This is a genomic window from Actinomadura citrea (assembly GCF_013409045.1).
In the GTDB taxonomy this organism is placed as follows: domain Bacteria; phylum Actinomycetota; class Actinomycetes; order Streptosporangiales; family Streptosporangiaceae; genus Spirillospora; species Spirillospora citrea.
In genome coordinates this window covers 5,960,676-5,987,100 of the sequence record NZ_JACCBT010000001.1, presented here as the reverse complement: position 1 = coordinate 5,987,100, position 26,425 = coordinate 5,960,676, and the positions used below count along the sequence as shown (strand labels likewise).

The following is a 26,425-nucleotide window of genomic DNA, read 5'->3' as shown; positions in this document are numbered from 1 at the left end:
GGGCGGGCCGTCCCGCCGCCGTTGGCGCCCGATACAAGTTCGGTGCCCCGGATCTTGTAGGAACCCGCACTTGCCCTTCCGTCCCGCCCCTCAACCGCTCGCCGCGGCCGCCCTCTTCTGGCGGATCACCTTCTTGACCGCCGGCGCCGCCGGCCCCGTCCGCGCCGTCAGCTCCTCGATCCGCCGCCGGTGCCGCCGCCGGTCCCGCCCCGGCAGGACGGTCTTCAGCTCGCCCGCCGCCGCGAGCGCCACCGCCGCGGCGTCGTAGCTGTTCACATGGGCCACCGGACGCCCCCGCAGCGCCGACGACGCCCCGCCCCACAGCGACTTCACCACCCGCGGGTCCTTCACGGCGACCTCCCTGCGGGGGACCACCCCGAGCACCCGGCGCGAGCGGACCCGGATCCAGCCGCCGCGCACCAGCTCCTCGCGGACCGCCGCCACGATCGGCCGGGCGTCCTTGCGCACCCAGTGCCGCCACGACCGCGGCCGCGACGCCGCGATCTGCGCCAGGACGCCGTACGGGTCGTCGCCCGGCGTCCCCGGGACGGGCCCGCGCCGCTCCTCGCCGAGCCGCCCGTCCAGGTACAGCTCGGTCAGGGCCGCGGCGCGCAGCACGTAACCGAGCCGCGCGCCGCCGCTGGTCATCCTCTGCTTCCGCAGGTCGTACGCCAGCAGGTACATCCGTGCCGGCAGCGACTCCGGAACCTCGACCATCGCTAGTCCTCGCCCCCGCCGCCCGGCGGGCTTCCCTCGTCCTCGTCGTCCCGGACCTTGCGCGGCCGCCCGGGTCCTCGCATCCGTCCCGCCGACCCCGGCATCCGCCCCGCGTCCGCGAGCGCCTTGCGCAGCAGGAACTCGATCTGCGCGTTGGTGCTGCGCAGCTCGTCCGCGGCCCACCGCGCCAGCGCGTCGTGCACGGCCGGGTCCAGCCGCAACAGGATCTTCTTGCGTTCCGCCACTGGTCGCGGCGGTCACTGGTAGAGCGAGCCGGTGTTGAGCACCGGCTGGGCGTCGCGGTCGGCGCACAGCACCACCAGCAGGTTGCTGACCATCGCCGCCTTGCGCTCCTCGTCCAGGTCGACCACGTTCTCCTCGTCCAGCCGGTCGAGCGCGAGCTGCACCATGCCGACCGCGCCCTCCACGATCCGCTGCCGCGCCGCCACCACCGCGCCCGCCTGCTGGCGGCGCAGCATCGCCTGCGCGATCTCCGGCGCGTACGCCAGCCCGGTGATCCGCGACTCGACGATCTTCACACCGGCGGACGCCACCCGCTGCGCCAGCTCGTCCGACAGCTGCCCGGTGATCTCGTCGGCGTTGTCGCGCAGCGACGTCCGGTCATGGGCGTCGTAGGGGAAACTGCCCGCGATGTGCCGGACGGCCGCCTCGGTCTGGAACGCCACGAACTCCACGAAGTCGTCCACCTCGAACACGGCCCGCGCGGTGTCGGCCACCTGCCACACCACCACCGCCGAGATCTCGATCGGGTTCCCGTCCAGGTCGTTGACCTTCGCCAGCCCGGTCTCGTGGTTGCGGATCCGCGTCGAGACCTTGCGCCGCTCCGTGAGCGGGTTCACCCACCGCAGCCCGTCGTCGCGGACGGTCCCCTTGTACCGCCCGAGAAGCTGCAGCACCCGCGCCTCGCCGGGCGCCACCGGCGTCAGCCCCGCCGAGACGACCAGCCCGGCCAGCGCCAGCAGCGACCCGACGACCACCCCCGCCGCGACGGCGGCGACCCCTCCCGCCGCCACCCCGCCGAGCGCCGCCGCCGCCCCGGCCACGATCAGCGCCACCGCGACCCCGAGCATCCCCCACCCGCCCCGGTCCGCCGCCGCCCGCTCCGTGATCTTCGGCCGTGGCATGTCCACCTTCGCCGCCGCGTCCACCATCCCGTCCTCCCACTCCCCGTTATCACCGGTATAGCAAAGTGATATCACATAAATTCCGGACAGACCACCGCGATCTGCCCGAGCATGCCGTGATCCCGCCCGGGGCCGGGCGGGATCACGGTGGTCAGCGGGCGGAGACGAGCTCCGGCTCCTCGGTTTCGGGGATGACCTTGGGGACGTTGCGGAGGGTGACCAGGGCGAAGGCCGCGACCAGGACGGCGAGGCCGGCGCTGCAGGTGAGGGCGGCGTGCATGCCGTCCACGAAGGCGTCGCGGGCGGCGGCGGCGACCTGGGCGCCGAGCGCCGCGGGCAGGTCCGCGGCGGCCTGGAGCGCACCGCCGAGGGAGTCGCGGGCGGCGGACGCGGCCGGGGCCGGGACGCCGGCGGGCAGGTCCAGGACGCCCCGGTACACCGCGTTCAGCACGCTGCCGAGGACGGCCATGCCGAGCGCGCCGCCGAGCTCGGTGGCCGTCTCGGAGATCGCGGACGCGGCGCCGGAGCGGTCCTTCGGGACCGACGCGAGGACGGTGTCGGCGGTGACCGTCATCGCCAGGCCCATGCCGATGCCGGACAGCAGCATCGCCGGGACCATCGCCCAGTAGGAGGTGTGCAGGCCGATCGTCATGAACAGGGCGAAGCCGCCGGCCGAGAGCACCATGCCCGCCGCAACGACGCGGGCGCGGCCGAGCGCGTTGATGAGCGGCGGGGCGAGCGCGGCGCCGCCGATCATGGCGCCCGCGGCGCCGGGCAGGCCCGCAAGGCCCGACCGCAGCGGCGACCAGCCGAGCGCGAGCTGGAAGAACAGCGAGAAGATCAGCGACTGGGCGACCAGGGTGAACATCGCGAACATGTTGGTGCCGACCGCCCCGGAGAACGCGGCGCGGCGGAACAGCCGGATGTCGATGAGCGGCTCGGCCACCCGTCCCTGCCGGACGAGGAACGCGACCAGCGAGAGTGCGCCGACCAGGGCCGAGACGGAGACCGCGGGCTCGTCCACGCCGTGCGCGGCGGCCTCCTTGACCGCGTAGACGAGGCCGAGGACACCGGCGACCGACAGCGGCACGCTGAGCAGGTCGAGGCGGCCGGGGACGGGGCCCCGCGACTCGGGCAGCACCAGCGCGCCGGCGACGCACGCCACCGCCATCAGCGGCACGTTGATCATGAAGACGGACCCCCACCAGAAGTGGTCGAGCAGGGCGCCGCCGACGACGGGCCCGAGCCCGACCGCGAGCCCGGCGATGCCGCTGAACGCGCCGACCGCCATCGTCCGCTCCTTCGGCTCGGTGAACGCGCGCCGCAGCAGCGACAGGCAGGACGGCATCAGCGTCGCCCCCGCGACCCCGAGCAGCGCACGCGCCGCGATCAGCAGTTCGGCGCTCGGCGCGTAGGCGGTCACGGCGGACGCGGCGGCGAACACCGCCGTCCCGATCAGCAGCAACTTCTTGTGGCCGATGCGGTCGCCGACGCCGCCCATGGTGATCAGCAGGCCGGCCAGCGCGAACCCGTAGGCGTCGGCGATCCACAGGATCTGCGTGCCGGAGGGGTGCAGGTCGGCGGACAGGTGCGGGACGGCCTGGTTCAGCGCGGTCAGGTCGATGTTCGGCACGAGCGCGACGAGAAGGCAGATCGCGAAGGTGCTCCATTTGCGGGCTGAGGGGTTCATGCCCAGGAGGTTCGCGCGGCGCGCTGACCGTCCGCGCACCGTCCGCTGACGGCGGCGCCGGGGGGCGGTCAGCCGCCGGTGAGCAGGGCGAAGGCCCGGTCGCGGGGGAGGTCCGCCGCCCGGGCGAAGGCCGCCTCGCGCGCGTCCTCGTCCAGCAGGGCCCGGACGTGGGCGGTGACGCGCTCGGTGTCGGGGTCGCCGGACACCGTGACGCCCCGCAGCGCCCTGCTCGCGCCGAGCAGCAGCGCCGCGCGCTCCCCGTCGCCCTCCCGGGCGGCCAGACCCGCCAGAGCGGTCGCCGCGTCCGCCTGGTAACCGAAGATCGGGTGGTCGAACGACATGTCCACCGCCTCGCGCAGCAGCGCCCGGGCCCGCCCGGCGTCGCCCTCGTCCGCCGCGAGCCACCCCAGCCCGACCAGCGCCGCGCCGCGCACGGCGGCGGCGATGAACCGCTCGGAGCCGTAGCCGGTCAGCGCCACCTCGTACATGCCCCGCGCCTGCGCGGCGTCCCCGCGCAGCCGCGCGACGGTGCCGAGTCCCTGGCAGCCCCCGGCGATCTTGTCGGGGGTGCCGGCCCGGCGCGCCAGCTCGATGCCGCGCTCGTAGTCCGCCCGCGCCGCGTCCAGGTCGCCGGCGTGGATGTGGACGAGGGCGCGCTGGTAGAGCAGGTCGGCGGTGTCCTCCAGCGCGCCGAGCCGTTCGACCAGCTCCAGCGCCTCGTCCAGCAGCGCGCGGGCCCGCTCCCGGTCGCCGCGCCAGTCGGCGAGCTGCGCGAGCGGGTCGAGCGAGTTGGCCGTGCCCCAGCGGTCCCCGCACGCCCGGAAACCGCGCACCGCCTCCTCGCACGCCTTCTCCGCCTCGGCCAGGTCGCCGCCGTACTGGGCGAGGAACCCGTCGCTCATCCGCACCAGCGCGCGCGTCCACGGGTCGTCCCCGACCTGCCGCTGGAAGACCTCCAGGTCGGTGCGTTCGGGGCCCGCCGTCAGCGCCCACAGCACGATGACCGCCGGGTGCCGCACCGGACGGTCGATGCGGCGCAGGAGCTCGGCCGCCCGGTCGAGCCACGCCACCGCGCGCTCACCCGTGGCCCCGCCCGACACCGCGTTCGTGACGCACAGGACGTACTCCTCGTGGAGCCCCTCGGGCGGGCCGGTGCCGACCACGTCCAGCAGTTCCGACGCCAGCTGCGCGCCCTCGACGCGCCCCCGCAGCCACCAGTACCACGACAGCAGCGCGATCATCCGCAGCGCGAGCGCCGGGTCGGGCCGCACGCTCCGTCGCAGCGCCGCGTGCAGGTTCCCGTGGTCGGCGGCGAGCAGTTCGAGCCACTCCAGCTGGTCTGTGCCCCGCAGGTGGGGCTCGGCGCGCTCGGCCAGCCCGGCGAAGTACTGCGCGTGTGCCCGTTCGAACCGTTCCACCTCACCGGCCCCGGCGAGCCGCTCGGCGCAGAACGCCCGGACGGTGTCGAGCATCCGGTACCGGGACCCGTCGCTCTGCACCAGCGACTTGTCGGCCAGCTCCACCAGCAGCTCGTCGGCGTCGTCCAGCCCGCACACGGCCATCGCCGCCTCCAGCGTGAGTCCCCCGGCGAACACCGTCAGCCGCCGCGCGAGGGTCTGCTCCGCCTCGTCCAGCAGGTCCCAGCTCCACTCCACGACCGCCCGCAGCGTCTGGTGGCGCGGCGGCGCCGTCCGGTTGCCGCGCGACAGCAGCCGGAACCGGTCGTCCAGCCGCGTCGCGACCTCCGCCACCGGCAGCGACCTCAGGCGCGCCGCCGCCAGCTCGATCGCCAGCGGCAGCCCGTCCAGCGCCCGGCAGATCCGCAGCACCGCCTCGGCGTTGCCCTCGTCCACCGCGAACCCGGGGCGCACCGCCTCCGCCCGATCCAGGAACAACCGCACCGCCGGATACCGGGGCAGCTCCCCGAGCGCCGCGCCCGCGGGCGGGACCTCCAGTGGCGGCAACGGCCGCAACGCCTCACCCGTGATCGCGAGGGCCTCCCGGCTGGTCGCCAGAACCCGCAACTCGGGGCAGGCGCTCAGCAGCCGGTGCGTCAGCTCCGCGACGGCCGCGACCACGTGCTCGCAGTTGTCCAGGACGAGCAGGACCCGCCGCCCCTCCAGTGCCGTGACCAGCCGCTCCACCGCGTCCGGCGGCTGCTCGCCGGGCATCGGCAGCATCCCGGCCTCGCGCAGCCCGAGCGCCCCGAGCAGCGCCTTGCCCACCTCGGCCGGGACCACGGGCGCCAGGTCGACGAAGCACACCTCGCCGCCGTCCCGTCCGGCCGCCTCGATCGCCAGCCGCGTCTTGCCCGCCCCGCCCGGCCCGAGCAGCGTGACGAGCCGCCCGTCCGCGAGCATCCTCCCGACGCGGCGCAGCTCCTCCTCCCGCCCGATGAAGCTCGTGAGCTGCGCCGGCAGGTTCGCCCGGACGGCCGCCGGCGCCTCCCCGCGCAGGATCGCCAGGTGGACGTCCGCCAGCTCCCGCGACGGATCCGCGCCGAGCTCCTCGGCAAGGACCGTGCGCCCGTCCTCGAACACCGCGAGCGCCTCGGCCTGCCGCCCGCCCCGGTGCAGCGCCCGCATGAGCAGCGCCCGCGCCCGCTCCCGCAGCGGCTGCGCGTCCACCAGGTCCCGCAGCGCCTCCACCAGGTCCCGCAGCGCCGCGACCGCGGCCCCGGGGTCCTCCGCGAGGACCGCCTCGCCGTACTCCTCGACGGCCGAGGCCCGCTCCTCCTCCAGCCGCGCCGCCTGCCCCGCCGCGAAGGGCGCGCTCACATCGGCCAGCGCCGGCCCCCGCCACAGCCCGAGCGCCTCCCTGAGCAGCCCGGCCGCCTCGTGCCGCCCGGCGGCCCTGGCGTCCGCCACGAGCCGCTGGAACCGGTGGACGTCGACGTCCTCCTGCTCCACGGTGATCCGGTACCCGGCGGGCGTCCCCTCGACCAGCCCCGGATCGCCCAGCCCCCGCCGCAGCCGCGACACCTGCGACTGCAGCGCGTTGGCCGCCCCGCTCGGCGGCTCCTCCCCGTACAGCCCGTCGATGAGCCGCTCGGCCGGGACGAGCCGCCCCGCGTCCAGCAGGAGCATCGCCAGCAACGCCCGCACCAGCGGCCCGCCCACCGGGACGACCGCCCCGTCCGCCGTGACCTCGACGGGTCCCAAGATGCCGAACCGCATGGCCCGATTCTCCCGCACTACGGTGGTTCCACCGACCTCTGGAGGGACGCCATGACCGAGATCCAGATCGTCACCGACTTCCTCGCCGCCCTCGAGGACCTGGACGTCGACCGGGCCCTCACCCACGCCGCCCCCGGCATGGTCTACCAGAACGTCCCGCTTCCTCCGGCGCGCGGCCTGCCCGCCGTGGAGAAGACCCTGCGCGCCATGGCCCGCTACGGCACGGGCTTCGAGGCCCGCGTCCACAACATCGCCGCCACCGGCCCGGTCGTCCTCACCGAGCGCACCGACGTCCTGGAGAGGGGCCCCTGGCGCGCCGAGTTCTGGGTCTGCGGCACCTTCGAGGTCCACGACGACAAGATCACACTGTGGCGCGACTACTTCGACTGGACGACCTTCCTCGCCGCCTCCGCCAAGGGCCTGCTGACCGCCGCGCTGTCCACCGCGCGAAAAAAGTGATCCCCGGGGCGGCGCGCCCCGGGGATCGGTGACTCGGACCGGCCGGCTCGTTACCGGTCGGTCGAACTCGGCGCGGTGTCCCCGCAGGACGGGTACTCCGCGAACGGCTTGCAGGAAGCGAGCACGTCGGTGGAGACGTCCACCTTCCAGGCCGACGCGATCGGCAGGGCCGTGACGTCCAGGTTCCGGAGGGCGTCCCTCTGCTGGGAGGCGTACTCCAGGTCGCTCTGGGGCTCGTCGAGCGGCGCGAGGACGAGGAACGGACCCTTGGGCCCGTCCTCGAAGACGGCGACGATCTTGCCCGGGCGAGCCGAGACGTCGGCGGACTCGGAGGCCGAGGGCTCCGGCTGGCTCGTGGACGGGGCCGCGGACGGCTCCGTGGTGGTGGTGCTGCTCGCGCCCGTGACGGAGGGCGAGGGCTGGGTGTTGGCGGACGCCGAGGACGACGGCCGTGCTTCGTTCGAGTCGTCCGAGGAACCGACGGCGCATCCGCCCGCGACGGCCGCGACGACCGCCAGCGATCCGAGAGCCTTGGCTGCGGCGGACTTCGAAACGCGGAAAGTGAAGAACATAGTTTGTATGCCAGCTGACAGGCCCGACGCTACGCCGGGCACGAGTATGTCGCTGGTCCTCCGTCATGGACTGTCCGGACTCCGGCCGCGCTGACCACCACCGGGTCGCCCCCCGATCGTTTGCCGAGCGGGCCGGGGTCCGGCACGGTAGAGCCCAACACCCGTGGTGAAGCACGGGATTCACACAAACTGGCCGGCGCCCGTGAAGCACGAGCGCCCCAACACAAACCGGGAATCATCATGAACAGAACCGTCATATACGGGCTGATCGCGATCGCGATCGGCGCCCTCGCCGGCATGATCGTCGGAGGGGTCATCGAGAGCCTGGTGCACACCGTGCAGCACGCCTGGACGACTGTCCTCCACGGCGGCGTCCCGGCCGGGCTCACCGACTCCGACGTGATGGCCGCCATAGTCGACGGCGGTTCCTCCGGCCACCTCATCGCCGGAGCCCTCGGCGGTTTCGTCGGCTTCGTCGGTTCCACCATCCGCGACGCCTACCGCGCCGCTTATCGCGACGCCGTCGCCCGGGACGACTGGGGGCGCGTCGTCGTCAGCGGTCTCGTCCTCGCCGTCGTCATCGGCGCCGGCGTCTTCTCGGTCGGCGACCTCGGTCTCATCACCGCCATCGGCGGCTTCGTCGTCGGCACCGGTGTCGGCGCCGTCACCGCCGATATCTGACCCACCCGCGGGGCCTGGCGAAGTCAGGCCCCGTCCCGTTCCACCCACGGGGGCCTGGCGACGCCAGGCCCCCGTCTCGTTCCACAGGATGTACCTGACTTGTCCGTAAGTCGTCGGGGCCGCGGTGGGTACCGCGGCGCTGCGGTAGGCCACTGCACGACAACTGACCGCGTACGGACGTGAGCTGAACGGTGGGAGCTTCGAGCGAACTGAGGTTGCCGGCTATGTCCTCAGTTGGCGGTTGAGCCGGCTGTCCGATCGCAGATCCGGTTGCTGGGCGGTGCGGTCGATGGTCTGTGTGAGGATCTCGCGCGCCTTGGCAAGATCGTCCGCCCGGCGGTCGAGGTCGGCCAGTTGCTCGCGCAGGGCGTCCAGGACGCCGGGGCAGGGACGCAACCGGGATGTGCCTGCGGCGCAGGGAAGGACCTGCCGGATGGTGCGGGTGGGGAGCCCGGCGGCCAGCAGAGCCCGGATGTGGGCGACCGTCTGCTCGGTGGCCTGGCTGTAGTCGCGGTAGCCGTTGGCGAGCCGATGGGAGTTGATGAGTCCCCGGCTTTCGTAGTAGCGCAGCAGGCGCTCGCTCACACCGGTGCGTTGTGCCAGTTCTCCGATCAACACCACGTCCCCTGTCGCCGGCTTGACCTTCCAACAGTGTCAAGGCGCAACAGTGCGCCGACCGGGTGCATTCCAGGACGACCCGGCCGGCACGAGGAGAAATAGTTGATCATCGACGCGCACAGTCACGTCCATGACCCGGTCCCCGAGCACATCACGTTGCTGGATGACGCCGGGGTGGACCGCGCGGTGCTGTTCATGACCCGCCCGCATCCGGAACGCGCGACCGATCTGGTGTCGCTGCGCCGGGAAATGGCGATCCTGCAGAACCGTCTCCAGGAAAAGACGACCACGCCGACACCTACCGGACCGCCTGGGCTGAACTGGACGCCGCCCTTGCGGCCTTCCCCGACCGCTTCATCGGATGCGGCTCCGTGCCGCTGGATCTGCCGGGTGAGCAGATCTCGGCAGTGATCGAACGGGAGGTGGTGGGGCGAGGGCTGTGTGGAATCGGAGAGCTGACACCGCCGCCGGGCCAAGCGGCACGCATCGAGCCCGTGCTCCAGGCCTGCACCGATCAGGGCGGGTTGCCGGTCGTGGTGCACGGTTTCGCCCCCACGACAGCCGACGACCTGCGCACTCTGGCCGAACTCGCACGCAGGTATCCGCGCGTGCCGCTGGTCGTGAGCCAGCTCGGCGGGCTGAACTGGATGGACGCCGTAGAACTGGTGCGTGACATCCCCACCATGTACCTGGAGCTGTCCACCGCCAACATCATCTTCGCGGTCCGCCTGGCGATCACCGAGATCCCCGAACGGACGCTGTTCGGATCCGACGCTCCCTACGGTGACCCCCTGTTGTCCCGGTCGACCGTCGAACGCGTCACCACCTCCGGCGAGATCCGTGACCGAGTACTCGGCGCAACCGCCGCCACCCTGTTCGGCCTGGCCTGACCCCCTCGTCAGCCCAAGTGTCGTTGGTCGGCGTGTTGCCTCTGTGCCACGTCCATCGGGGCAACACGCCGCAAGTCGATGTGGTCGCGTCATGGTTTGAGGCGGGCCCAGACCCATTTGCCTCCTGTCGGGTCGGGGGAGTAGCCGCACTCGGTGGCCAGGGCCGTGACGATCGGGAGGCCCCGGCCGCCGTCGTCGTCCCGGTGCTCCTCGGAGATGTCCAGGGTGTCGAGCGTCAGCTCCGCCAGTGGACGAGGTTGCGGGCTGACCGTGCTGGCGTCCCACACGGCGATGAGGACGCCGGCGACGTCCCGGCTGCATTGGTAGCGGATCTCCTCGCCGGGCGTCGCCGCCACGGCGTTAGTGATCAATTCCGAGGCGATCAAGAATGCATCGTCCGAAATATGCACGCAGTCCCATTTGTGGAGTCGCGCCATCGTCAGCGTGCGCGCCAGTCCCGGTGCGGCCTTCGACGCCAGCATGGAGAGCAGGAGGCAGTCCGGCGTTGTCAGCATTGCCGTGCCCTTTCCTTGTGTGTTTCCGGGTTTCTGTCCTCAGGATCGGGCGCACAAGCTAATCTCGCGCGTATCTGGGAAAACCGGAAACACTGGAGAGGTATGGCCAACAGCAGGGAGCCGCTCGACCCCAAGATCTCTATCTGGCATTTTCTGGCGTACGCACTACGCTTCGAGCGGGAAAAGCATGATCACTCGCTGGCCCAGTGCGGGCAGATCATCGGTGCCGCGCGATCGACTGTTTCCAACATGGAGGCCGGGCGGCTCAAGTTGCACGATGACCAGGCGAGAGTGCTCGACAAAAAGTACAACACGCCCAGGCTCTTCGAAATGCTGATTTGGTTCGCTCGTACGGCGCATGAGCCGGATTGGTTCCGGCAGTACGCCCAGTACGAGTCGCAAGCCACCATGATCAGGATCTACCAGGGGCAGGTCATCCCCGTCCCCTTCCAGACCGAGGACTACGCTCGGGCGTTCGTCCAGGCCGGGGGTGCGCCCGATGTCGAGAGCGTCGTATCGGCGCGCATGGCCCGCCAGAAGACGCTGCTGAGCGGTACGGCCGGGCCTCTGCTGCTCGTGTTGCTCGACGAAGGCGTCCTCTACCGTCCAGTCGGCGGAGCCGAGGTGATGAGGGCCCAACTCCAGCGCCTGCTGGAGTTCAGCGATCGAGCCAACGTGATCACGCGGGTCATCCCGAGGTCGGCCGGGGCCTACATAGGGCTTGACGGCCCGTTCCAGATCATGAGTCTGGAAGCTCGGGACATCGCCTACATCGGGGCTTTTCGCGGAGGCCGGTTGGTGGAGGTGCCTTCCGAAGTTAGGCAGTTGAACATGGACTTCGAGCGGATCGGAGCGAAAGCCCTCCATGAGGACGCCTCCCGGGCTCTGATCCGCAAGGTGATGGAGGAGTGCACATGACCAGCGCGTGGAGGAAGAGTTCTTACAGCGGTGGTGCGACAGACGAGGCGTGCGTCGAGATGGCCGCGTTGCCCGACGGCGTCGGGGTCAGGGACTCCAAGGATCCTGAGGGGGGACGGCTGACCGTGAGTGGCGACGTGTTCGGCGGTCTGCTTCAGCGGATCAAGGAAGGGGCTCTCGACCTGGCCTGACGGGGACGTGGGCGGGCCGGTCCGGGAGCGGGGACGCTCCGGGACCGGCCCTGCTCGGTGAAAGGAGCTGATGCGCTGAGGGCTTGGCGGTGGCGTTGCGCACCGTGCGGATGTCCGGGGTGCGGCACGCGGGCGAGACGCCGGGCCCGGACGGTGGCCGTCCGGGCCCGGTGGCTCTGCCGGACTCAGCGGGCGTAGACCTCCAGCGTCCACCTCCCCGCCGGTTTCACGCCCTTCATCAGCTTCGCCAGCGCGGCGTCACCGGTGCCGTGCACCTTGCCCGCCTCCGCCGGCAGCACGGCGATCTCGATCGCGTCCGTCCCGCCTTCGACGTCCTGGTCCCAGGCGATGCCCGTGGACTCGGCGCTCTCACAGTCGACGATCTTGGTCCGCCCGCCGATCCGGACGACCGCCACCGCCGCGCCGTCCACACACGTCACCCGCATTCGCGTCGACTTCCCCGGCTCCTTGAGCGGCACCGTCCGGGAGCTCCCGTCGGCGGTCCCGGTCACCCGCGCCAGCCGTTTCAGCTCCGCCACCGGCAGCTGCTTCGGCTGCGTGGGCGGACGCGTCAACATGGTGCAGGTGTCGGGGTCGCACTGGCCGCTGTACACCAGGACGCTCCACTCACCCGGCATCGGCCCGTGGCCGGCCAGATACCGGTCGATGTCGGTCATCGAACCCAACGTGCTCGGGCCCTGGCCGCCGTCCTTCAGCGGGACGGCCACGACCTCGAAGGTGATCGGCACGCCTGGCGTGACCTTGAAGACCGAGGTGGCGTTGTCGCCAGGCGTTCCCTTGTCGCAGCCGCCACCGTCGAAGAGGCCCGGCTTCCTCTCCTTGTAGACCATGAAGTCGCCCGAGCACCGGAGGGCGGTGCCGATGAACGGCCCGGTCGGCGTGACGGTGAACCATCCCTTGGCCCGAAGTTTCGAGAACCGCACCTCCTTCAGGGGCAGCATGCCGTCCCGCCCCGCGGACCCCGGGAAGTCCGGGTTGACGACGCCCGCCATCGTCGGTGCCAGCGCATCCCGACCGCGGGCGTTCCCATCCTGCTGGACGATCCCGAAGGCCGTCCCCGCCACCAGCACCGCGCCGAAGGCCGCGGCGGCGGCGCGCAGCCGGTTGCCGCGCCGGACCCGGCGGCGGACTCCGTCCAGCAGATCCGGGGACGGAACGCCGCGTGCACTCTCGGCCTCCATGACCTCGGTCAGGTCCTTCAGTTCGTGTGCCATCGGTCATTCCCTCCCTGCGGTGCGGCGGCCAGGACGCCCGGATCGATCCGGAGCTTGGCGAGGGCCTTGCTGGTCTGGCTCTTCACGGTCCCGACCGAGCAGCCGAGCACCGCGGCGACCTGCGGCTCCGACAGATCCTCGAAGAAGCGCAGCACCAGCGTGGCGCGCTGCCGGTGGGGGAGCCGGCCGAGCGCCGCCCACAGGACCGCCTTGTCCTCGGCGGCGCCGATGCCGTCCGCCGGGTCGCGGCCGTCCGGCGGCCGTTCCGTGGGCCGCTCGCCGCGCCAGTACCGCTTGGCCCAAGACGCATGGGTGTTGACGAGGATCCGGTAGACGTAGGGATCGGGGTTGTCCTCGATCCGCCGCCACGCCCGCCACGCTTTGACCAGCGCCGTCTGCAGCAGGTCCTCCGCCTGCGCCCAGTCGCGGCACAGCAGATAGGCCGTTCTGAGCAGCCGCGGCGACCGTTCCGTCACGTACGCCGCGAAGTCCGGTGGCTCCCGCATCCGACCTCCCAGTAGATCTCCCGCCGACATCTACCGGCTGGACCCCCGAATCGGTTGCCCGGCGTTAAGGAGTTTCCGGATGCCATGTGATGCGGCCGGTGGCGGCTCTACGGAGTGACGGGCGGGTGGGCGAGCCGTAGGCCTGGCGCCGGCGGCAGCGGCGCGGGCGCCCCCGTCTCCGGAACGGCTTGGAAGGCCTCGATCACGTAGGCGGCGAAACGGCGGGACGCCTGGAGCCGGGCGTCGTGCGGTGCGTCCTGGATGCCCCGGTGGGCCATGAGCATGAGGACCAGGTCGTCGACGACGAAGCCGGAGCGCAGCCGGCCGGTCTCCTGGGCGCGGCGGGCCAGTTCGGCGACCGCCCGCAGGGTTCGCTCCCGATCGACGGCGAAGTCCATGACCTCGGGGAAAGCCGTCATGAAGGCGTCGGCGAAACCCCGGCTGAGGGCGTGGAGCTCGCAGATCCGCTCGACCAGGCTCCGGAATCCGTCCCACGGGTCCGGGTCGGCGAGGGCGTCGTGGACGATGGCCCGGCAAGCTCGCCGCTGCTCGGCGAAGGCCTCCGCGATCAGAACCTGCTTGGTCGGGAAGTGCCGGTACAGCGTGGCCGGGCCGACGTCCGCGTGCCGGGCGACCTCTCGCATGGGCGCACCCAGGCCTTCCTCGCCGAACACCGCGCGGGCGGCGGCCAGGATGCGGGCCCGGTTGTCGCGGGCGTCGGAGCGCGCGGTGTGAGGCAAACGGCCGGTCATCGCCTCTCACTTTAGCCAAACGGACGGGTGCGTCCGTTACGGTCCGATGACGGTGGCCCCGCCCGGGTCCCGGTACTCGGCCGGTGATGCCTCCGGCTTGGAGGCCGGTTCGCCATCCACGGTCGCCGCGGCCGTGACCCCGCCACGCACCCTCCCGAGGAGCCAGGATGAAAGCCGTCGTGATCAGGAAGTTCGGCGCCCCCGAGGGGCTGGCGGTCGTCGACCTGCCCGTGCCCGTCCCCGCCCCGGGACAGGTGCGGATCGCCACGGAGGCCATCGGGGTGGGTGGCGTGGACGCCGTGATCCGCCGGGGGACGCTCGCCGCCCACGGCTTCCGGGAGGGCCATCTCCTCGGCAGCGAGGTCGCGGGACGCGTCACCGCCGTGGGAGAGGGCGTGGACGCTTCGTGGACGGGGCGGCGGGTGTGGGCGTTCACCGGCCTGGCAGGCGGGTACGCCGAGCAGGCCGTCGCGGCGGTCGAGGACGTCCTGCCCCTGCCCGACGGCCTGACCGGCACCGACGCGGTGACGCTCGGCGGCTCCGGTGTGGTCGCCCATTTCGCCCTGGACCGGGCCCGTCTCGCGCCCGGCGAGGCGTTGCTCGTGCGCGGCGCGGCGGGCAGCATCGGGATCACGGCGGTCCAGCTCGCGACCGGGTTCGGCGCCGGCGCGGTGGCGGTCACCACCTCGTCGGCGGAGCGCGGCGCCCGCCTGCGCGACCTGGGCGCGACGCACGTCCTCGACCGTTCCGGCGAGGGCGGCGGCCCCGGCGCGCCATCGGGCTTCGATGTGGTGATCGATGTCGTGGGAGGCCCCCGGCTTCCTCATTTCCTGGACAGGTTGAACCCCAACGGGCGATTCGTGGCCGTCGGAGTGGTCGGCGGGCAGCCACCGGAGGATTTCGGCATGCGGCTGATGGACGCCTTCCGCAGGTCGCTGTCCTTCGCCACCTTCAGCTCCGACACCGTGCCCGGCCCCGACAGGCAGGCCGTGCGGTCGTCCCAGTTCGCCGCGGCCGCGAACGGGGACCTGCGCACGGTCGTCCACGAGGTGCTGCCGCTGGATCGGGCAGAGCAGGCCCACCAGAAGATGGACGCCGGCGAGGTCTTCGGCAGAATCGTCCTGGCCCCCTGAGCCAGAGACGGAACCCGCGCCCCCGGAGCTGCTGGAGTTGCGACGCCAGCGCCAGGACGCCGAAATTCGCTCGCGCGGGACCTCGCCCGGGCGTCAGACTCTGGAGGTGATCGAGGTAGCCCTGAGCCCCCTGGACGAGCCCGCGCTGGCGCGGCTGCTCGACGCGGCCGTGGCCGGCGCGGACCCTCTTGAGGTGATGCCTCCGGTCAACGGCGCGCCCGGCTGGACGCCTGAGCGCCGGACGGCGTTCCTGGAGTTCCATCGCGCGAGATGCCTGAACCCGGCGACGGCGGTGGAGCGCACGTGGGTGGTCGACGTCGATGGGGAAGCGGCCGGGGCGGCGCGCCTGCAGCCCCACGGAGACGCGGTGGAGGCGGGCATCTGGTTGAGCCGCGCTTCTCGTGGCCGCGGGATCGGCACGCGGGTGACGGCATTGTTGTTGGCCGAGGCCCGGTCGACCGGAGCGGCGAGGTTCCTCGCCTCGACGACGGCGGGCAACCGCGGCGCCCGCGCGTTGCTGGTGAGCCTGGGCGCCGCGCTCACCACCGAAGGGGACGAGGTGACCGCGGAGCTTCCGCTCGGCTGAGCTGCCGCGCCTGCAGCCGGACCTGCGGCACGGTCCGCGCGGTGCGCCGGAAACGGCACCCGGCGATCCATGCTCGCGGACGGCTCCGGCGTCCAGGCCCTGGATGCGCTCGCCGGCCCCGGCGTTCCGCGGTCCGGCTATTGCGGATGGCGGCGTTCGGGGACGGGCTGGGGCCGCCAAGCTGTCGCGGCCATGGCCAGTAGGAGCCCGGTGAGGGTCAACCAGTAGCCGGTGTCTTGCGCGTTCGACGGCGGGTTGGTCAACGGGGAGGCCACGGCGGGCAGGACGTAGATGGTCGCGGCCAGTGCCCAGCGCGGGCTGCGCGCGATCGCGGTGGCCAGCACTCCGGCGAGCAGGAGGACGCCCTCCGTGCCCGCCCTGACCAGTTGCCAGGTCTCGCCGTACTCCCGGCTCCCGGGCATGGAGGTGAGCGCCAGGGCGGCCGCGGGGATCACCAGCCACCACAACGGCCGCACCCGCAGGGCCCGAGGCCCGGAGAGATTCCCCGCCCGGATCGCCGCAAGTGCCATGGCCCCGATCGCCAGAACGCTGTAGGGGGCCAGCGAGGCCCAGTTGTGGTACGCCGGTCCGAAGAACTGCGGCGGCCAGGACGTCGTCTCCGCCCCCACCAGCATGGCCCGGCCGGTCGAGAACGCCACGGCCAGGGCGAGCGGCAGGACCATCAGTGCCCAGCCGCGCAGCAACGCCACGACGAGCACTGCCGAAGCGGCCAGCCACCCGGGGGACGCGTGGTCGCCGATGCCGTACGCCAGATTCGCCAGCGCCAGCATCAACAAGCCGAGGTGCACACCGTCCGCCCACCACGGCCCGGCCTCCCCCGCGGCCGCGCGGGCCCGGGCGGCGAAGCCCGCGGTGAGGAGCCCGGCCGTCTCCCGCGGCGAGGGAGCGCGGCGTGAGGTGTCGTTCAGCAGTGTGTCGAGCATCTCGGCGCCGTACTCGGCGCGGTGAGCGGGCGGGAACGTCCGCAGGAACAGCCGATACCAGCCTCGGGTGAATGCTCCGCTCATGCTCCGGCCTCCCCCGTCATCGGGGAGGTGTGGCCCGTGACGACCCGGGCCGCCTGCTCCAGGCGCAGGGCCTCCCGGTGGACGGCCAGGCGCCCGTCCTCGGTCAGCCGGTAGTAGCGGCGCGGACGGCCCTGGACGGTCTCCTCACCGTCCACGACGATCAGCCCGCCGCTCGCCAGCCGGTCGAGTGCCCCGTAGAGGGTGCCGACGGCCAGCCGGACGCGCCCGTCGGACAGCGCCTGCGCCCTCTTGATGATCCCGTAGCCGTGCACGGGCCCGTCCAGCAGCGCGGCCAGCACGAAGTACGTGGGCTCGCTCATCACCGTGGTTCGTTTGACCATACGGCAGACGATATATCACCCGACGAAGTATCCGCCACACCCCCGGCTCAGGTGAGGTGACCGATCACGATGGTGCGTGGGAGGCGGCCGGCCGACGTCACTTCTTGTACGGGGCCACCTTCTCTCGCAGTTCCTGCATGGTGCCCTGGAGGAGCTGCCGGAGCCGGTCGCGGTCGGCGCCGTCGGCGTCGGCGTAGTCGTCGATGTCGATGAGCTGCTTCTTGGTGGCGGTGATCGAGTTGAGCTGGTGGTCCAGCTTGATGTCACCGAACCACGGGCTGCGCAGCATGTTCGCCATGTCGGTGCGGAACATCGCCACCAGATCGTCGGGGTCGGCGATGTGGTTCTTGACCTCGGCGACGAACGTCAACGTCGCCTTGCTGCCGAGCACGGCCTGCTGCAGCACGCCGTCCCCGGTCTTGCGGTCCAGCACGATCGTGAAGCTGTACAGGACCGCGTCGCCCACCGGTTTGAACCGCACGTACTGCAGGTCCCCGCCGGACTTGATCCCGATGACGGGGCACCCCAGGTGGGCCATGGTGAACACCATCTCGCCGATGAGGGCCTCGTCCTTGCTCTCCCGCTCCTCGGCGCTGTTCTTGAACTTGTTGATCATCGAAAGCATGGCGGTCCTCCGGTTCAGGCGGCGATGCGGCCGTGCAGGTACTTCGCGCAGGCCTGGGTGACGGCGGCGATGTGCTCCTGGAGGACGGGGTACTTCACCGTGTAGTGGTCGGCGAAGTACTGGTCCAGGTCCAGCAGCAGGGGCACCTGCACGTAGACGTAGCCGGTGGCGAGATCTGCGTCGACGGTGAGCACGCCGGGTTCCCCGACGTCCAGGAAACCGCTCTTCACCTCGGACTTCAGCGCCTGCCACACCGTCCGCGCGTCCCGCACGTACTCGCCGTAGGCGATCGTCACGGCCGCGTGCTGGCCGAGCGTCTTGGCGGCCGTGACGGTGCCGGCCCGGTGCGTGAGCTGGAACATCAGGCGGTGCTTGCGCTCCCGGTGCTGGAACCGCAGGTAGTGGTGGTTGCCGTCGGAGTTCAGGTCGATCAGCGCGTTGCCGTGGGCGACCGCCGCGGTGATCACGGCGCCGACGAGCAGATCGTCGATCTCGCGGGTGTGGAGCTCTTCGGAGAAACGCTGCCAGCTGCGGTTGACCAACCGGCCGAAGACCTGGTCGAGCTGCTCGGTCACGATCACCTTCCGTCGAGGGGGATCAAGGAACGGAGGTGAGACTCCCGAACAGCGGATTCGGTTTCATGGCATCCCGGTTCCGCCCGGGCACAGGGCCGGGGGAAAAGAAGAGCGCGGGCGGATCCAGTGGATCGCCCGCGCTCGACCGTACGCCGGGTCCCCGTGCGGAGGGGGACCCGGAAAATCACTTGCCCGGCACCTCAGCGACCGCGAACACGTTCTGTCCGAAGCGCAGGGGCAGCCGGTCGAGCGGCCGGCTCAGCGGAACGACCAGGCGGTCGTACAGCCTCACCAGTCGCGGGTCGGCGTAGTCGACCGTGCGGTCGACCATGAACCGGTTGAACAGCCCGCCCAGGAGGTTGATGGGTCGGCTGAACTTCACCCGCAGCCCGGCGGCGCGGAGCAGCCCGCTGAGGTCGTCCGGCGTGTACCGCACACGGCGGCCGGCCTCGAAGCGGTCGAAGGGGCTGTACAGCTCCGGGTAGCCGGCCTCCCAGACGATGAAACGGCCGCCCGGCACGATGACCTTGGCCAGGGCCTCGATCGTCTTGGCCTCGTCCGAGAGATGCCCGAGAACGTTGACCATGAGCACCGTGTCGACGGGCTCGATCTCGGGAGTGCTCGGGAGGTGCAGGCGCAGGACCTCGGCCTTGGTGAAGCGGCCACGCAGGTGGTCGACCCACCCTTGCTCCTGGTCACTCAACACCAGGCGTTCGAGGTTGGCGCCCAGCAGCTTCACGAGCCGCTCGGAAACCTCCCCCGTCTGCGCACTGACGTCGAACAGCGAGTGGCCGACGACGTATCGGGCCACTCGCGCGGCCTGGTAGTCGTGGTACCGGTCGGCGTCCCCACTGGACGTCCACGACGAGATCGCCGCGGGATCCAGGTGGCCGTCGCCGTCACCGGCGGTGGGCTTGACCGGCTCCCTCGTCTCGATGAACGGGCGGAGAGAGTCCGGCAGAGGCACGCGTGCCATGGTGGTTCTCCCTTTCGTTTGGGTGCGCCCCGCTGGTTCTTTTACCGGCAGGGACACACATGCTTCCCCAATAACAGTCGGCGGTTGCCCCTGAAGCGCAACCCGAGGTCAGAAATCAGAACCCGCCAAGCACACGCCTGCGAGCCATGTAAGTGCGCACGTGTGAACTTTGTACGTGGTGGACGCAGAGGTGCGGCAGGCGTTTACATGCGTCTCAGCATTAGGGCTGTCGCCCATTCGCACTGATGGCAGGACGGCCGAAGGGTCCGCCCGGACCCCCCACTCGACGGGTTCTCGGCCCTCGCGACGGCTTCGTCGAGATCGGTCTTCTCCAGGCGATGCGTCCGTCCACCTCGCCTGAAGGGCGGCCGTGCGGTGGGCGACAGGACGAGCCCGACGGCCACGATCACGCAGGTCGTGGGCGCCTCTGCGCTCTTCAGGTGCCGTGGAGAGAGCGTGGCGCTTGGATCGGCCAGTGCGTGCACGGCGGCGATGCGCCTCGTTTACGGGACGGCGCGCCCGGCGAAGGATTCGATCAGCTACAAGGTCGTGGAGAGCGCGGTCAGGCGGTCGTGGAGGTCGTCCTTCCAGCACGCGCGCGGTGCAGGGTTGTCGCCCGCGACGTCGGGCGGCGACGGATTCGCCCGGAACTCGTCCGGGTCGCATGACCGATGATGGCCACGCGCGCTTTCGGGACGGTGGCGCGGTCGGCCTGTCGCTGTGCAGCGCCGTGCGCAGGTTCTGCCCGAGCGCGCCGTCGATACGGGAACGCCGCATACCCTTCGCCCACTCTTCCTTGATCATGAGGGCGGGGGAGCCGGGGCACGGGTCGGGATCCTCGCCGGCGTCCTCGACCCAGCCGGCCTCGCCGGCCATGGCCACCAACTTGCCGACGAGTCTCGCGCCCGAGGGGGCCGTAGCGGATGCGGCGTTCGCTGAACGCGGCCAGCACCTCGACGGGATCGCCCTAGATGAAGGGTGCAGCGCTGATGTTCCCCCGTCCGTCGCCGAGCCGGCCGCGACTCGGCGCCGGAAGTCGGCCTCGCCCTCCGGCGCGCTGAGCACCGGATCCGCGCCTTACAGGCCCCCTCGTTCTCGTCGCCGGGGAATGAGCTGTGCGCCGGTCCTACATTCCTCCGGCCCTCGTCGTCCGCTCATTCCACAATGAAATAAAGTTCCGCGGCGACGTCCTCGAATTCCGCCAGCACCGCTCGCGAGAACCTGTTCTCATAAGATTCGTCGCGCCGGGCGCGCGGAATCGCCTCTTCGTAGATATCGTCGATGAGAACTCGCGCGCGCCGGAACGTCGAGCCCTTGCCGTGCTCCTCGGACGGGCGCCTGGTCAGCGCCTTGATGCTGGACCAGTGCTTCTTCGGCACCTCCGACTCCTGGGAGAGCCCGAGGGCGCCGCGCCACCGGATGTGGAAGGCCCGGACCGCCTCGACCACCGCGTCCGTCAGCTGCCCGCTTTTGTAGACGGGGCGCGCCGGCCCCGTCCCGACCTGGACCGCCTCCTCGGTGAGCGCTTCGAGGAGCCCGTTGAGCTGCCGCATCGTGCGCAGGGACGCCTTCGGCCCGGCCGGGTCGATCCTTTCGGGATCGAGAACCCGGTCGATGCCTCCGACGAAGAAGCGGGCCTCGTCCAGGCGGCGGCGCAGGATTCGCTCGGCCAGTCCGAGTTCTTCACGGACCTCGCTCAGCACGTTCTCAGCCGATACGAGGACGTGCCGTTCGCGGTCGGAGAACGACCCGAGGTTGTCGCCCTTGACGAGGTCGAAGTGCGTGAACAGGAAGAACAGCTTCTCGCCGTTTCCCGTGGCGCCCGCCGTCCGCATCACCGCGACCGGCGCCGCCTGCATCGGCTGCTGGGCGTTGTCGACGAGCACGACGGCGTCGACCTCGTCCAGGCGCTTGCGCAGGGGAGTGGAGACCTCGGCGATGGAACCGGGCGTGTGCCCCAGCCCCTCCCCGTCGATCAGGACGAGCCGCGCCGCATGCTCGGCCCAGACCGGACGGAACGGTCCCGCCACCCGGATGCCGTTCACCAAGGGGGTCAGGAGCCGGCCGAAGAACGCGGCCTGGTTGCTGGAGAACCTGGTGATGATGCGGAGGAACTCGGCCCGGTCCGCGCACTCCCAGGACCAGGACACCGGCCACCCGTCCGGATCGCGCCGCAGATCGCCCTCCCCGAGCAGCGCGAACCGGTTCTCGACGGCGTGCAGGAACGCGTCGACGATCCGCTCGCACATGTCGGAGCGCCGAACGCGCCTCTCGAGCTCGTCCTCGATGTACTCCTCGATGGGGCGGCCGTCCTCCCCTGCCCCGGCCGCGTTCTGGATGCCGACCAACTGGGTCGCCACCACATGCTTGAGGGCGCGCACCGCGTTCTGGACCAGCGCCGTCGTGCCCGGATCGGTCGCGCGGGCCGCCGGCGTGGCCGCCTGGCCGTCGTCCAGGTCATCGTCGAGGTCAGGCCCCGCGTCGGGGAGGGCGGCGCGACCGAGCAGGTAGCTGAACCGGTAGCGCTGGCCGACGTGGTCGAGCAGCCTGTTCTGGACCACCTCCTGGGAGCGGCTCTCGAACGCCGCCCGCGCGGCCTCCCAGACGTTGTCGCGCAGATGATCGGCGATCTCGTCGCGCCCGGCGAAGGTGACGGCGGCACGGAACGGTCCCTCACCCGTGAGGATGATCTCGGTGTCGGCCACGGTCGTCTTCGAGGTCGAGGTGGAGGGGAACCGCTCGGTCTCCGGGTCCGTGCCGAGCAGCTGCCGGACGACCGTCGTCTTCCCCGCCCCCGTCGTGCCCAGCAGGAGCACATGCCGGTATCCCTCGGCGTCGCCCGGGAGTGGGAGCAACTCGTCTCGAACAGCCAGAAAATCCCTGTGCGCGCCTCGTGTGATCGCCTCGCCCGCGGTGGGCCGCTCGGTGAGCTGCCATTGCCGCTCGACCGCGTCCGCCAGGTCGGCGGGCATCCGCCAAAAGCCGACGATGTGCGGAGCGGGCACGGGTTCGGCGAGTGGGACCGCGTCCGCCAGCTTCCAGTGGATGAGCCGCCTGTCAGCCCAGGGACCGCAGTCGCACGCCCTTTCATCGCACACGTCCGCCAGCCGGGCCACGGCGACGATGGCGTTGCGCTCTCCACAAAGGGCGTCGAGGCTCTCCGGCGAGCGGCCGGTCAGCCGATTGGTCAACCGCTTCAAATCGTCGTCCATGTAAGAGCCCGCGCAGATCGCGATCCAGCCGCGCTGATCTGTGCCGCTCTGGCGGTTGTAGACGGCCTGGTGGCCATGGGCGACTGCCCACGCGGCTGGCTGAGGGACGGTCAGAGCCCAGGAGAGTTCCGCCAATTCACATCCTTCGGTAGGGGTCCCGAACCAGGACCAAAGAATGCCTGTGGCACGTGGGACGCCCCGGCCGCGCCACCGGTTGCCCAGGGGGCGGCATGTCCAGGGAAACCTCGGGGTCATTCGTCCGGCCTTGGGCTCAACAGTCGCCGAGAGTGATGCGGTGACCTCGCCGGACCACATCAAGCCGAGCAGTTCGACGACCCCGAGTTTCGTGCCCGGGGCGTCGTAGAAGAGCTTGCCCTGACCGAACTGTGAGGTTGATCTGCTGGGAAGGACGCGAAGTCCTTATCCGTCCACGGCGACGCGACCCGGGGTACCTATCGAACCTGCGTCCCCGAGGTTCGATAAACGTCTGGTCATAACTGAATGCTCGAGGTCCTGTCGCCCATGGGGGTGCACCATCGCCCAACAGAAATGTGCGAGGACTTTCGACGCAACGAACCCGAGCGGTTCGTGCGGACGAGCGGGGCGATTCTTGCCATCTATGACGTGTCGTCGCGGGCGATGAGACCGACGCGCAAGAAGGATTCGCTCCGGCTCCGGAGGAGGGGGCGACGCCACTCACAAAGATGGACAGTGGGCCCCTGGGAAATGCCATCGGCCTTGAGTTGGACAGGCTCGTCTCAAGGCCGATGATGTCCGTAAGGGGTCAGTGAGCCGCTGAACGAATCTTGCGGAGGAGAGTGCGCCATTCGTCCTCGGTGAACTCCAGGGTTGGCCCGGTGCCCTCAAGCTTGGTGTCCCGGACGCCGATGGTGCCGTCGGCGGCGAGGCCGACCTCGACGCATTCGCCGTTCGGTTCGCTGTGGTGTGACTTGCGCCACCCGTGGAAGTCCTTGGTCATGTTTCCGATCCTGTCTGATCGGTGAGCTGGTTGGCTACCCGTTCGAGGAAGGTGATGCTGTCGTCCCTGGACAGCGCTGCATCTCTGACGCGGTCGTACATCCGGGTGTACTGCGCCACTTCATTCCGCTGGGTAACTATGAGGTCGGTGGTGACCGTGTCGACTACCGCCAAGGGTGAGTCGCCTGGTTCGCTGAACGTGTAGAGATAGAAGGATGACTTCGCGAGGAAGCCGCCCGGAATACGAGTGTTGTGCAGCAGAACGCGGACGCTAATCCGGTCCACCATCGAGACCACGTCGACCATGTGACGGAGTTGGTTGACCATAGCTAGAGGCGGGACAGCCAGCCGCTGAATGACGCACTCGTCCAGGATGATCTCGTAGGACGGACCGTCCGGCCGGAGAAGTTCGTGTTGCCGCCGCATACGAGCTTCGGCCATGCGCTCGGGGACGTAGTCGAGCTTGCCCTGGCACTTGTCCAGGTCGACGAGGGCTGAAATGAATGCGGGTGCCTGCAAAACCGCAGGCATCGCAGTCTGGTTGTAGGCGCGCACGGTCGCGGCGCTGTACTCCAGGTCCGCGTAGAGCTTTTGGCGGGGCCCCATGGAGACCCCGTACCGATCCCACCAGCCCTTCTGTCCGGCCTCCCGGGCGAGTTGGCAGATCCGGTCATACTCGCTGCCGGTGACGTCCAAGGCATCGAGCAGGTTCATGATCTCGACGAGGTCGGGGCGGATTTGGGCGTTCTCCAGACGAGTGATCTTCGTCCGGGAGTGAAAGACGAGGCGGGCGAGGCCATCGGTCGTGAGGCCGCGGCTCTCGCGAAGTTTGCGGATCTCAACCGCCAGCCGGCGGCGGCGGACATAGGGGCTCGGCATGGCCGTCCTCCCGATATCGCATCGGACACGGTCCGTACTGATCGCTAACACTCTGCAATCGAACGTGTCCGGCAATACTAAAGTCACGCCCCGACAAAATCCCGCCACGCCGACGCGAGGGCCAAAATCCGCACATGCGGAAATCGGGAGTGCAGCCCTCGCCAGTCCGGTTCGGCCGTTAAGCCCTTATTTGCAAACGCCCATACCTGCGCGTATCGGAGATATGCGAGAAGTTCCGAGGAGTCGAGCCACCTCTTCCTCGTGATGCTTCCGCCCGCGTCGCGGCTAGAAAACCTCTTTAACCGTGCTGGTCAGCACGTTGAATGGAAGAGGCCACCGACGAGCTGGGCGTGGGCCAGGTTGTTGTAGAGCTCGACGGCTGCGGTCGTCTCTTCGATGTGAACCTGGATCCTGTGGTCTTCCAGGATCTTCAATGTCTCGGGCATGGTCTGCAGGCGTAGTTCCATGCCGCGGCTGAGTACGATCACGGTGCAGCCGTGGTCGAGGAGTTCTTGGACGTCGGCGGGCTGGATGCCTGGCTCGTGGCGGGTGCCGTGCTCGGACCAGTCCCAGGCGCGGCCGCCTCCTGGATACAGCTTGAAGTCCTTGCCCGATGCCAGGCCCTCGACCTCCATGCGGCCCCATGAGATGTGCGTGATCAGGGGCGACTTGTCCATCAGTGGACTCCTTGCGGCGCATACCAGTTCGAAATGTTCTGGATCGTAGGCCCGCCCGAGGCGTTTCCCAAACATCAGACCGGTCTGGGCGTGATCATGAGCGTTGCTGAGGCACCTATCGCTACCAACGCCGCGAGGATTGAGTCTCGCTCGCTGGATGAGTACGCCCGTGTCGATGCACTCACCGTGTGGCCCGATTCCGGCCTGGCCTCCATAGCTGCCTGATTCCGAGAGAAAGTGGCCCGTCCCGCCGGTGTACCAAAGGGCAAACCCGACCCCGAACGACCACCCGGCTCCAAGAACCGACATCCCGCACCCCGCCACGATGTTGGCAAACGATCAAACGCGAGACCACCGTCGCCTACCCGATTCACGCAGGAAGGTGAAAGAACAAGTTCAGGGGTTACGAGGAGGCCGACGTGGAGGCTTCGGCCCGCCGCGCCGCGAGCCACTGCTCGGTGTAGGCGGTGACCTCCTCGATGAACTGCTCCAACCCTGCCCGATCGAGATCCATTTCGGTGATGAGGTAGAGCAAGATGAAGACCTGGGCATGCAGAGTGGCCGACACGTCGTCTGGGACGGTTTCCTTCAGCAGGGGCGCGTCGACGGCGCGGCGGACCATGTCCTCGGCGACGAGCGGGTTGATCAGGTTCGCGTCCTCACCGGCCGCGATCCGCACATCGGCGACGAACCGGACAAGCTGACCCACGATGTAGGTGGGCGCGAACTTTCGGCGTACCGCAACCTCGAACGCGCAGAAGAGCAGCGACATGTACCCAGCCGCGGTCTCATCGTCCACCTGCATCTCGTCCTGCAGAGGCACCCACGCCTCAGGCCCCTCCAACAGGAACGACCGCAGCGCGAGGATGTTCTCCTCGCCAATCCGGACAATCGAATAGTCCATTACTGAAGAATCTCGTCCGCGAGAGTGCGCGCTTCCGCTATAAAGGCATCAAGCTCGGGATCATCGAGCTGGGCCTGACCGATCAGAGCGGCAAGAAGAATGATTTGGTGCTCTAGCTTTGTATTCTCGTCTAGTGTTGCGATCGATCCTCTGCCCAATAGGGTCAGAATCATTTTTTCCGCTACGTCCGGATTGATAATCTCGGCTGAGTCGTCGCTTCTTTCTCGGGCGCTTGCAACGAACTCGATAACTTCACTATCGTCTGCGATTATCTCGCCTTGCCTAAAGCGTCGTTCGACGGCAACGACAAAGGCCGCGGCGACCAGAGCTGCGTAGCCCTGCTTCGCTTGCTCCGGATCGAGTTGCCGCAGTAGCCGGCGGTGCTCGTCAGCTTGTCCCGAAAGCTGGGCGCGCAGCGTTGCTACCTGATCACTAGATACGGGCAT

The 26,425-nt window shown here is 70.1% G+C and carries 30 protein-coding genes and 1 pseudogene; 9 read left to right on the top strand and 22 right to left on the bottom strand.

The window, feature by feature from the left end; translation table 11 throughout:
- Nucleotides 1–90 precede the first annotated feature (90 nt).
- The 5 genes from BJ999_RS27750 to BJ999_RS27730 all read right to left on the bottom strand — a co-directional run bounded on the left by BJ999_RS27750 (nt 91) and on the right by BJ999_RS27730 (nt 6,728).
- Nucleotides 91–717, bottom strand: coding sequence for a GOLPH3/VPS74 family protein (locus tag BJ999_RS27750; RefSeq protein ID WP_179835996.1), 627 nt, complete (start codon nt 715–717; stop codon nt 91–93).
- Nucleotides 718–719: 2 nt separating this feature from the next.
- Entirely contained in the window at nt 720–962 is a 243-nt protein-coding gene (locus BJ999_RS27745) for a type II toxin-antitoxin system antitoxin (protein WP_179835995.1), read from the bottom strand.
- Nucleotides 963–974: 12 nt separating this feature from the next.
- Nucleotides 975–1,889, bottom strand: a complete 915-nt coding sequence (locus BJ999_RS27740) for an SPFH domain-containing protein (protein WP_218935264.1) — start codon at nt 1,887–1,889, stop codon at nt 975–977.
- Between the two features lie 124 nt (nt 1,890–2,013).
- On the bottom strand, nt 2,014–3,552 hold the full coding sequence (locus BJ999_RS27735) for an MFS transporter (protein ID WP_179835994.1): 1,539 nt from the start codon (nt 3,550–3,552) through the stop codon (nt 2,014–2,016).
- Between the two features lie 68 nt (nt 3,553–3,620).
- Nucleotides 3,621–6,728, bottom strand: a complete 3,108-nt coding sequence (locus BJ999_RS27730) for an AfsR/SARP family transcriptional regulator (protein WP_218935263.1) — start codon at nt 6,726–6,728, stop codon at nt 3,621–3,623.
- 51 nt (nt 6,729–6,779) lie between these two features.
- On the opposite strand from BJ999_RS27730, the gene BJ999_RS27725 reads away from it, so the two are divergent.
- On the top strand, nt 6,780–7,187 hold the full coding sequence (locus BJ999_RS27725; RefSeq protein WP_179835992.1) for a limonene-1,2-epoxide hydrolase family protein: 408 nt from the start codon (nt 6,780–6,782) through the stop codon (nt 7,185–7,187).
- A 50-nt stretch (nt 7,188–7,237) separates the two neighbouring features.
- Here BJ999_RS27725 and BJ999_RS27720 read toward each other — a convergent pair whose 3' ends face one another.
- On the bottom strand, nt 7,238–7,759 hold the full coding sequence (locus BJ999_RS27720; RefSeq protein WP_179835991.1) for a hypothetical protein: 522 nt from the start codon (nt 7,757–7,759) through the stop codon (nt 7,238–7,240).
- Between the two features lie 240 nt (nt 7,760–7,999).
- Between BJ999_RS27720 and BJ999_RS27715 the strand changes: the two genes are divergently transcribed.
- Nucleotides 8,000–8,440, top strand: a complete 441-nt coding sequence (locus BJ999_RS27715) for a hypothetical protein (protein WP_179835990.1) — start codon at nt 8,000–8,002, stop codon at nt 8,438–8,440.
- 222 nt (nt 8,441–8,662) lie between these two features.
- On the opposite strand, the gene BJ999_RS27710 is transcribed toward BJ999_RS27715, so the two are convergent.
- Nucleotides 8,663–9,058 (bottom strand): MerR family transcriptional regulator, encoded by a 396-nt coding sequence (locus BJ999_RS27710; protein ID WP_179835989.1) that lies wholly within the window; start codon nt 9,056–9,058, stop codon nt 8,663–8,665.
- Nucleotides 9,059–9,160: 102 nt separating this feature from the next.
- Between BJ999_RS27710 and BJ999_RS41455 the strand changes: the two genes are divergently transcribed.
- Entirely contained in the window at nt 9,161–9,469 is a 309-nt protein-coding gene (locus tag BJ999_RS41455; protein ID WP_218935262.1) for a hypothetical protein, read from the top strand.
- Nucleotides 9,376–9,948 (top strand): annotated as a pseudogene (locus tag BJ999_RS27705) (amidohydrolase family protein); the annotation flags it as partial. The gene BJ999_RS41455 and the pseudogene BJ999_RS27705, both read left to right, overlap by 94 nt.
- 89 nt (nt 9,949–10,037) lie before the next feature.
- Here the strand turns inward: BJ999_RS27705 and BJ999_RS27700 are convergent.
- Nucleotides 10,038–10,463 carry an ATP-binding protein gene (locus tag BJ999_RS27700; RefSeq protein ID WP_179835988.1) on the bottom strand — a complete coding sequence of 142 codons (426 nt, stop codon included), beginning with the start codon at nt 10,461–10,463 and terminating at the stop codon, nt 10,038–10,040.
- Between the two features lie 102 nt (nt 10,464–10,565).
- Here BJ999_RS27700 and BJ999_RS27695 point away from each other — a divergent pair, with 102 nt between their 5' ends.
- Both BJ999_RS27695 and BJ999_RS27690 read left to right on the top strand, forming a co-directional pair.
- A complete protein-coding gene (locus tag BJ999_RS27695) occupies nt 10,566–11,381 on the top strand; it encodes a DUF5753 domain-containing protein (RefSeq protein WP_179835987.1) in 816 nt (271 codons plus the stop codon).
- Nucleotides 11,378–11,572: a DUF397 domain-containing protein gene (locus tag BJ999_RS27690; RefSeq protein ID WP_179835986.1), complete on the top strand. Its 195-nt coding sequence runs from the start codon at nt 11,378–11,380 to the stop codon at nt 11,570–11,572. Before BJ999_RS27695 ends, BJ999_RS27690 begins: the two co-directional genes overlap by 4 nt.
- Before the next feature lie 185 nt (nt 11,573–11,757).
- Here the strand turns inward: BJ999_RS27690 and BJ999_RS27685 are convergent, their stop codons facing one another.
- The 3 genes from BJ999_RS27685 to BJ999_RS27675 form a co-directional block, all read right to left on the bottom strand.
- Nucleotides 11,758–12,807 (bottom strand): hypothetical protein, encoded by a 1,050-nt coding sequence (locus tag BJ999_RS27685; RefSeq protein WP_179835985.1) that lies wholly within the window; start codon nt 12,805–12,807, stop codon nt 11,758–11,760.
- Nucleotides 12,792–13,313: a SigE family RNA polymerase sigma factor gene (locus BJ999_RS27680; protein WP_179835984.1), complete on the bottom strand. Its 522-nt coding sequence runs from the start codon at nt 13,311–13,313 to the stop codon at nt 12,792–12,794. Before BJ999_RS27680 ends, BJ999_RS27685 begins: the two co-directional genes overlap by 16 nt.
- Nucleotides 13,314–13,420: 107 nt before the next feature.
- Entirely contained in the window at nt 13,421–14,065 is a 645-nt protein-coding gene (locus BJ999_RS27675; RefSeq protein ID WP_179835983.1) for a TetR/AcrR family transcriptional regulator, read from the bottom strand.
- A gap of 167 nt (nt 14,066–14,232) precedes the next feature.
- Between BJ999_RS27675 and BJ999_RS27670 the strand changes: the two genes are divergently transcribed.
- Both BJ999_RS27670 and BJ999_RS27665 read left to right on the top strand, forming a co-directional pair.
- Nucleotides 14,233–15,198: a zinc-dependent alcohol dehydrogenase family protein gene (locus tag BJ999_RS27670; RefSeq protein ID WP_179835982.1), complete on the top strand. Its 966-nt coding sequence runs from the start codon at nt 14,233–14,235 to the stop codon at nt 15,196–15,198.
- 106 nt (nt 15,199–15,304) lie between these two features.
- Nucleotides 15,305–15,784: a GNAT family N-acetyltransferase gene (locus BJ999_RS27665; protein WP_218935261.1), complete on the top strand. Its 480-nt coding sequence runs from the start codon at nt 15,305–15,307 to the stop codon at nt 15,782–15,784.
- 137 nt (nt 15,785–15,921) lie between these two features.
- Here BJ999_RS27665 and BJ999_RS27660 read toward each other — a convergent pair whose 3' ends face one another.
- From BJ999_RS27660 to BJ999_RS27620, 9 genes are all read right to left on the bottom strand, one after another.
- Entirely contained in the window at nt 15,922–16,812 is an 891-nt protein-coding gene (locus BJ999_RS27660) for a hypothetical protein (protein ID WP_179835981.1), read from the bottom strand.
- Complete coding sequence (locus BJ999_RS27655) at nt 16,809–17,153, bottom strand: PadR family transcriptional regulator (RefSeq protein ID WP_229810520.1); 345 nt, start codon at nt 17,151–17,153, stop codon at nt 16,809–16,811. The genes BJ999_RS27660 and BJ999_RS27655 overlap by 4 nt, the downstream gene beginning before the upstream one ends.
- A 97-nt stretch (nt 17,154–17,250) precedes the next feature.
- Nucleotides 17,251–17,778: a hypothetical protein gene (locus tag BJ999_RS27650; protein WP_179835980.1), complete on the bottom strand. Its 528-nt coding sequence runs from the start codon at nt 17,776–17,778 to the stop codon at nt 17,251–17,253.
- 14 nt (nt 17,779–17,792) lie between these two features.
- Complete coding sequence (locus tag BJ999_RS27645) at nt 17,793–18,353, bottom strand: hypothetical protein (RefSeq protein ID WP_179835979.1); 561 nt, start codon at nt 18,351–18,353, stop codon at nt 17,793–17,795.
- A 184-nt stretch (nt 18,354–18,537) separates the two neighbouring features.
- Nucleotides 18,538–19,329 (bottom strand): class I SAM-dependent methyltransferase, encoded by a 792-nt coding sequence (locus tag BJ999_RS27640; RefSeq protein WP_179835978.1) that lies wholly within the window; start codon nt 19,327–19,329, stop codon nt 18,538–18,540.
- A gap of 1,154 nt (nt 19,330–20,483) precedes the next feature.
- Nucleotides 20,484–22,541: a hypothetical protein gene (locus BJ999_RS27635; protein ID WP_179835977.1), complete on the bottom strand. Its 2,058-nt coding sequence runs from the start codon at nt 22,539–22,541 to the stop codon at nt 20,484–20,486.
- Between the two features lie 784 nt (nt 22,542–23,325).
- Nucleotides 23,326–23,520, bottom strand: coding sequence for a DUF397 domain-containing protein (locus BJ999_RS27630; protein ID WP_179835976.1), 195 nt, complete (start codon nt 23,518–23,520; stop codon nt 23,326–23,328).
- Nucleotides 23,517–24,398 carry a helix-turn-helix domain-containing protein gene (locus BJ999_RS27625; RefSeq protein ID WP_179835975.1) on the bottom strand — a complete coding sequence of 294 codons (882 nt, stop codon included), beginning with the start codon at nt 24,396–24,398 and terminating at the stop codon, nt 23,517–23,519. The genes BJ999_RS27630 and BJ999_RS27625 overlap by 4 nt, the downstream gene beginning before the upstream one ends.
- Nucleotides 24,399–24,709: 311 nt before the next feature.
- The gene (locus BJ999_RS27620; protein WP_179835974.1) at nt 24,710–25,075 is read right to left on the bottom strand and encodes an Mth938-like domain-containing protein; all 366 of its coding nucleotides are present in this window, start codon (nt 25,073–25,075) and stop codon (nt 24,710–24,712) included.
- Between the two features lie 33 nt (nt 25,076–25,108).
- Between BJ999_RS27620 and BJ999_RS27615 the strand changes: the two genes are divergently transcribed.
- Entirely contained in the window at nt 25,109–25,300 is a 192-nt protein-coding gene (locus BJ999_RS27615; RefSeq protein WP_179835973.1) for a hypothetical protein, read from the top strand.
- A gap of 178 nt (nt 25,301–25,478) precedes the next feature.
- Here the strand turns inward: BJ999_RS27615 and BJ999_RS27610 are convergent, their stop codons facing one another.
- Both BJ999_RS27610 and BJ999_RS27605 read right to left on the bottom strand, forming a co-directional pair.
- Complete coding sequence (locus tag BJ999_RS27610; RefSeq protein ID WP_179835972.1) at nt 25,479–25,979, bottom strand: hypothetical protein; 501 nt, start codon at nt 25,977–25,979, stop codon at nt 25,479–25,481.
- A complete protein-coding gene (locus tag BJ999_RS27605; protein WP_179835971.1) occupies nt 25,979–26,425 on the bottom strand; it encodes a hypothetical protein in 447 nt (148 codons plus the stop codon). The genes BJ999_RS27610 and BJ999_RS27605 overlap by 1 nt, the downstream gene beginning before the upstream one ends.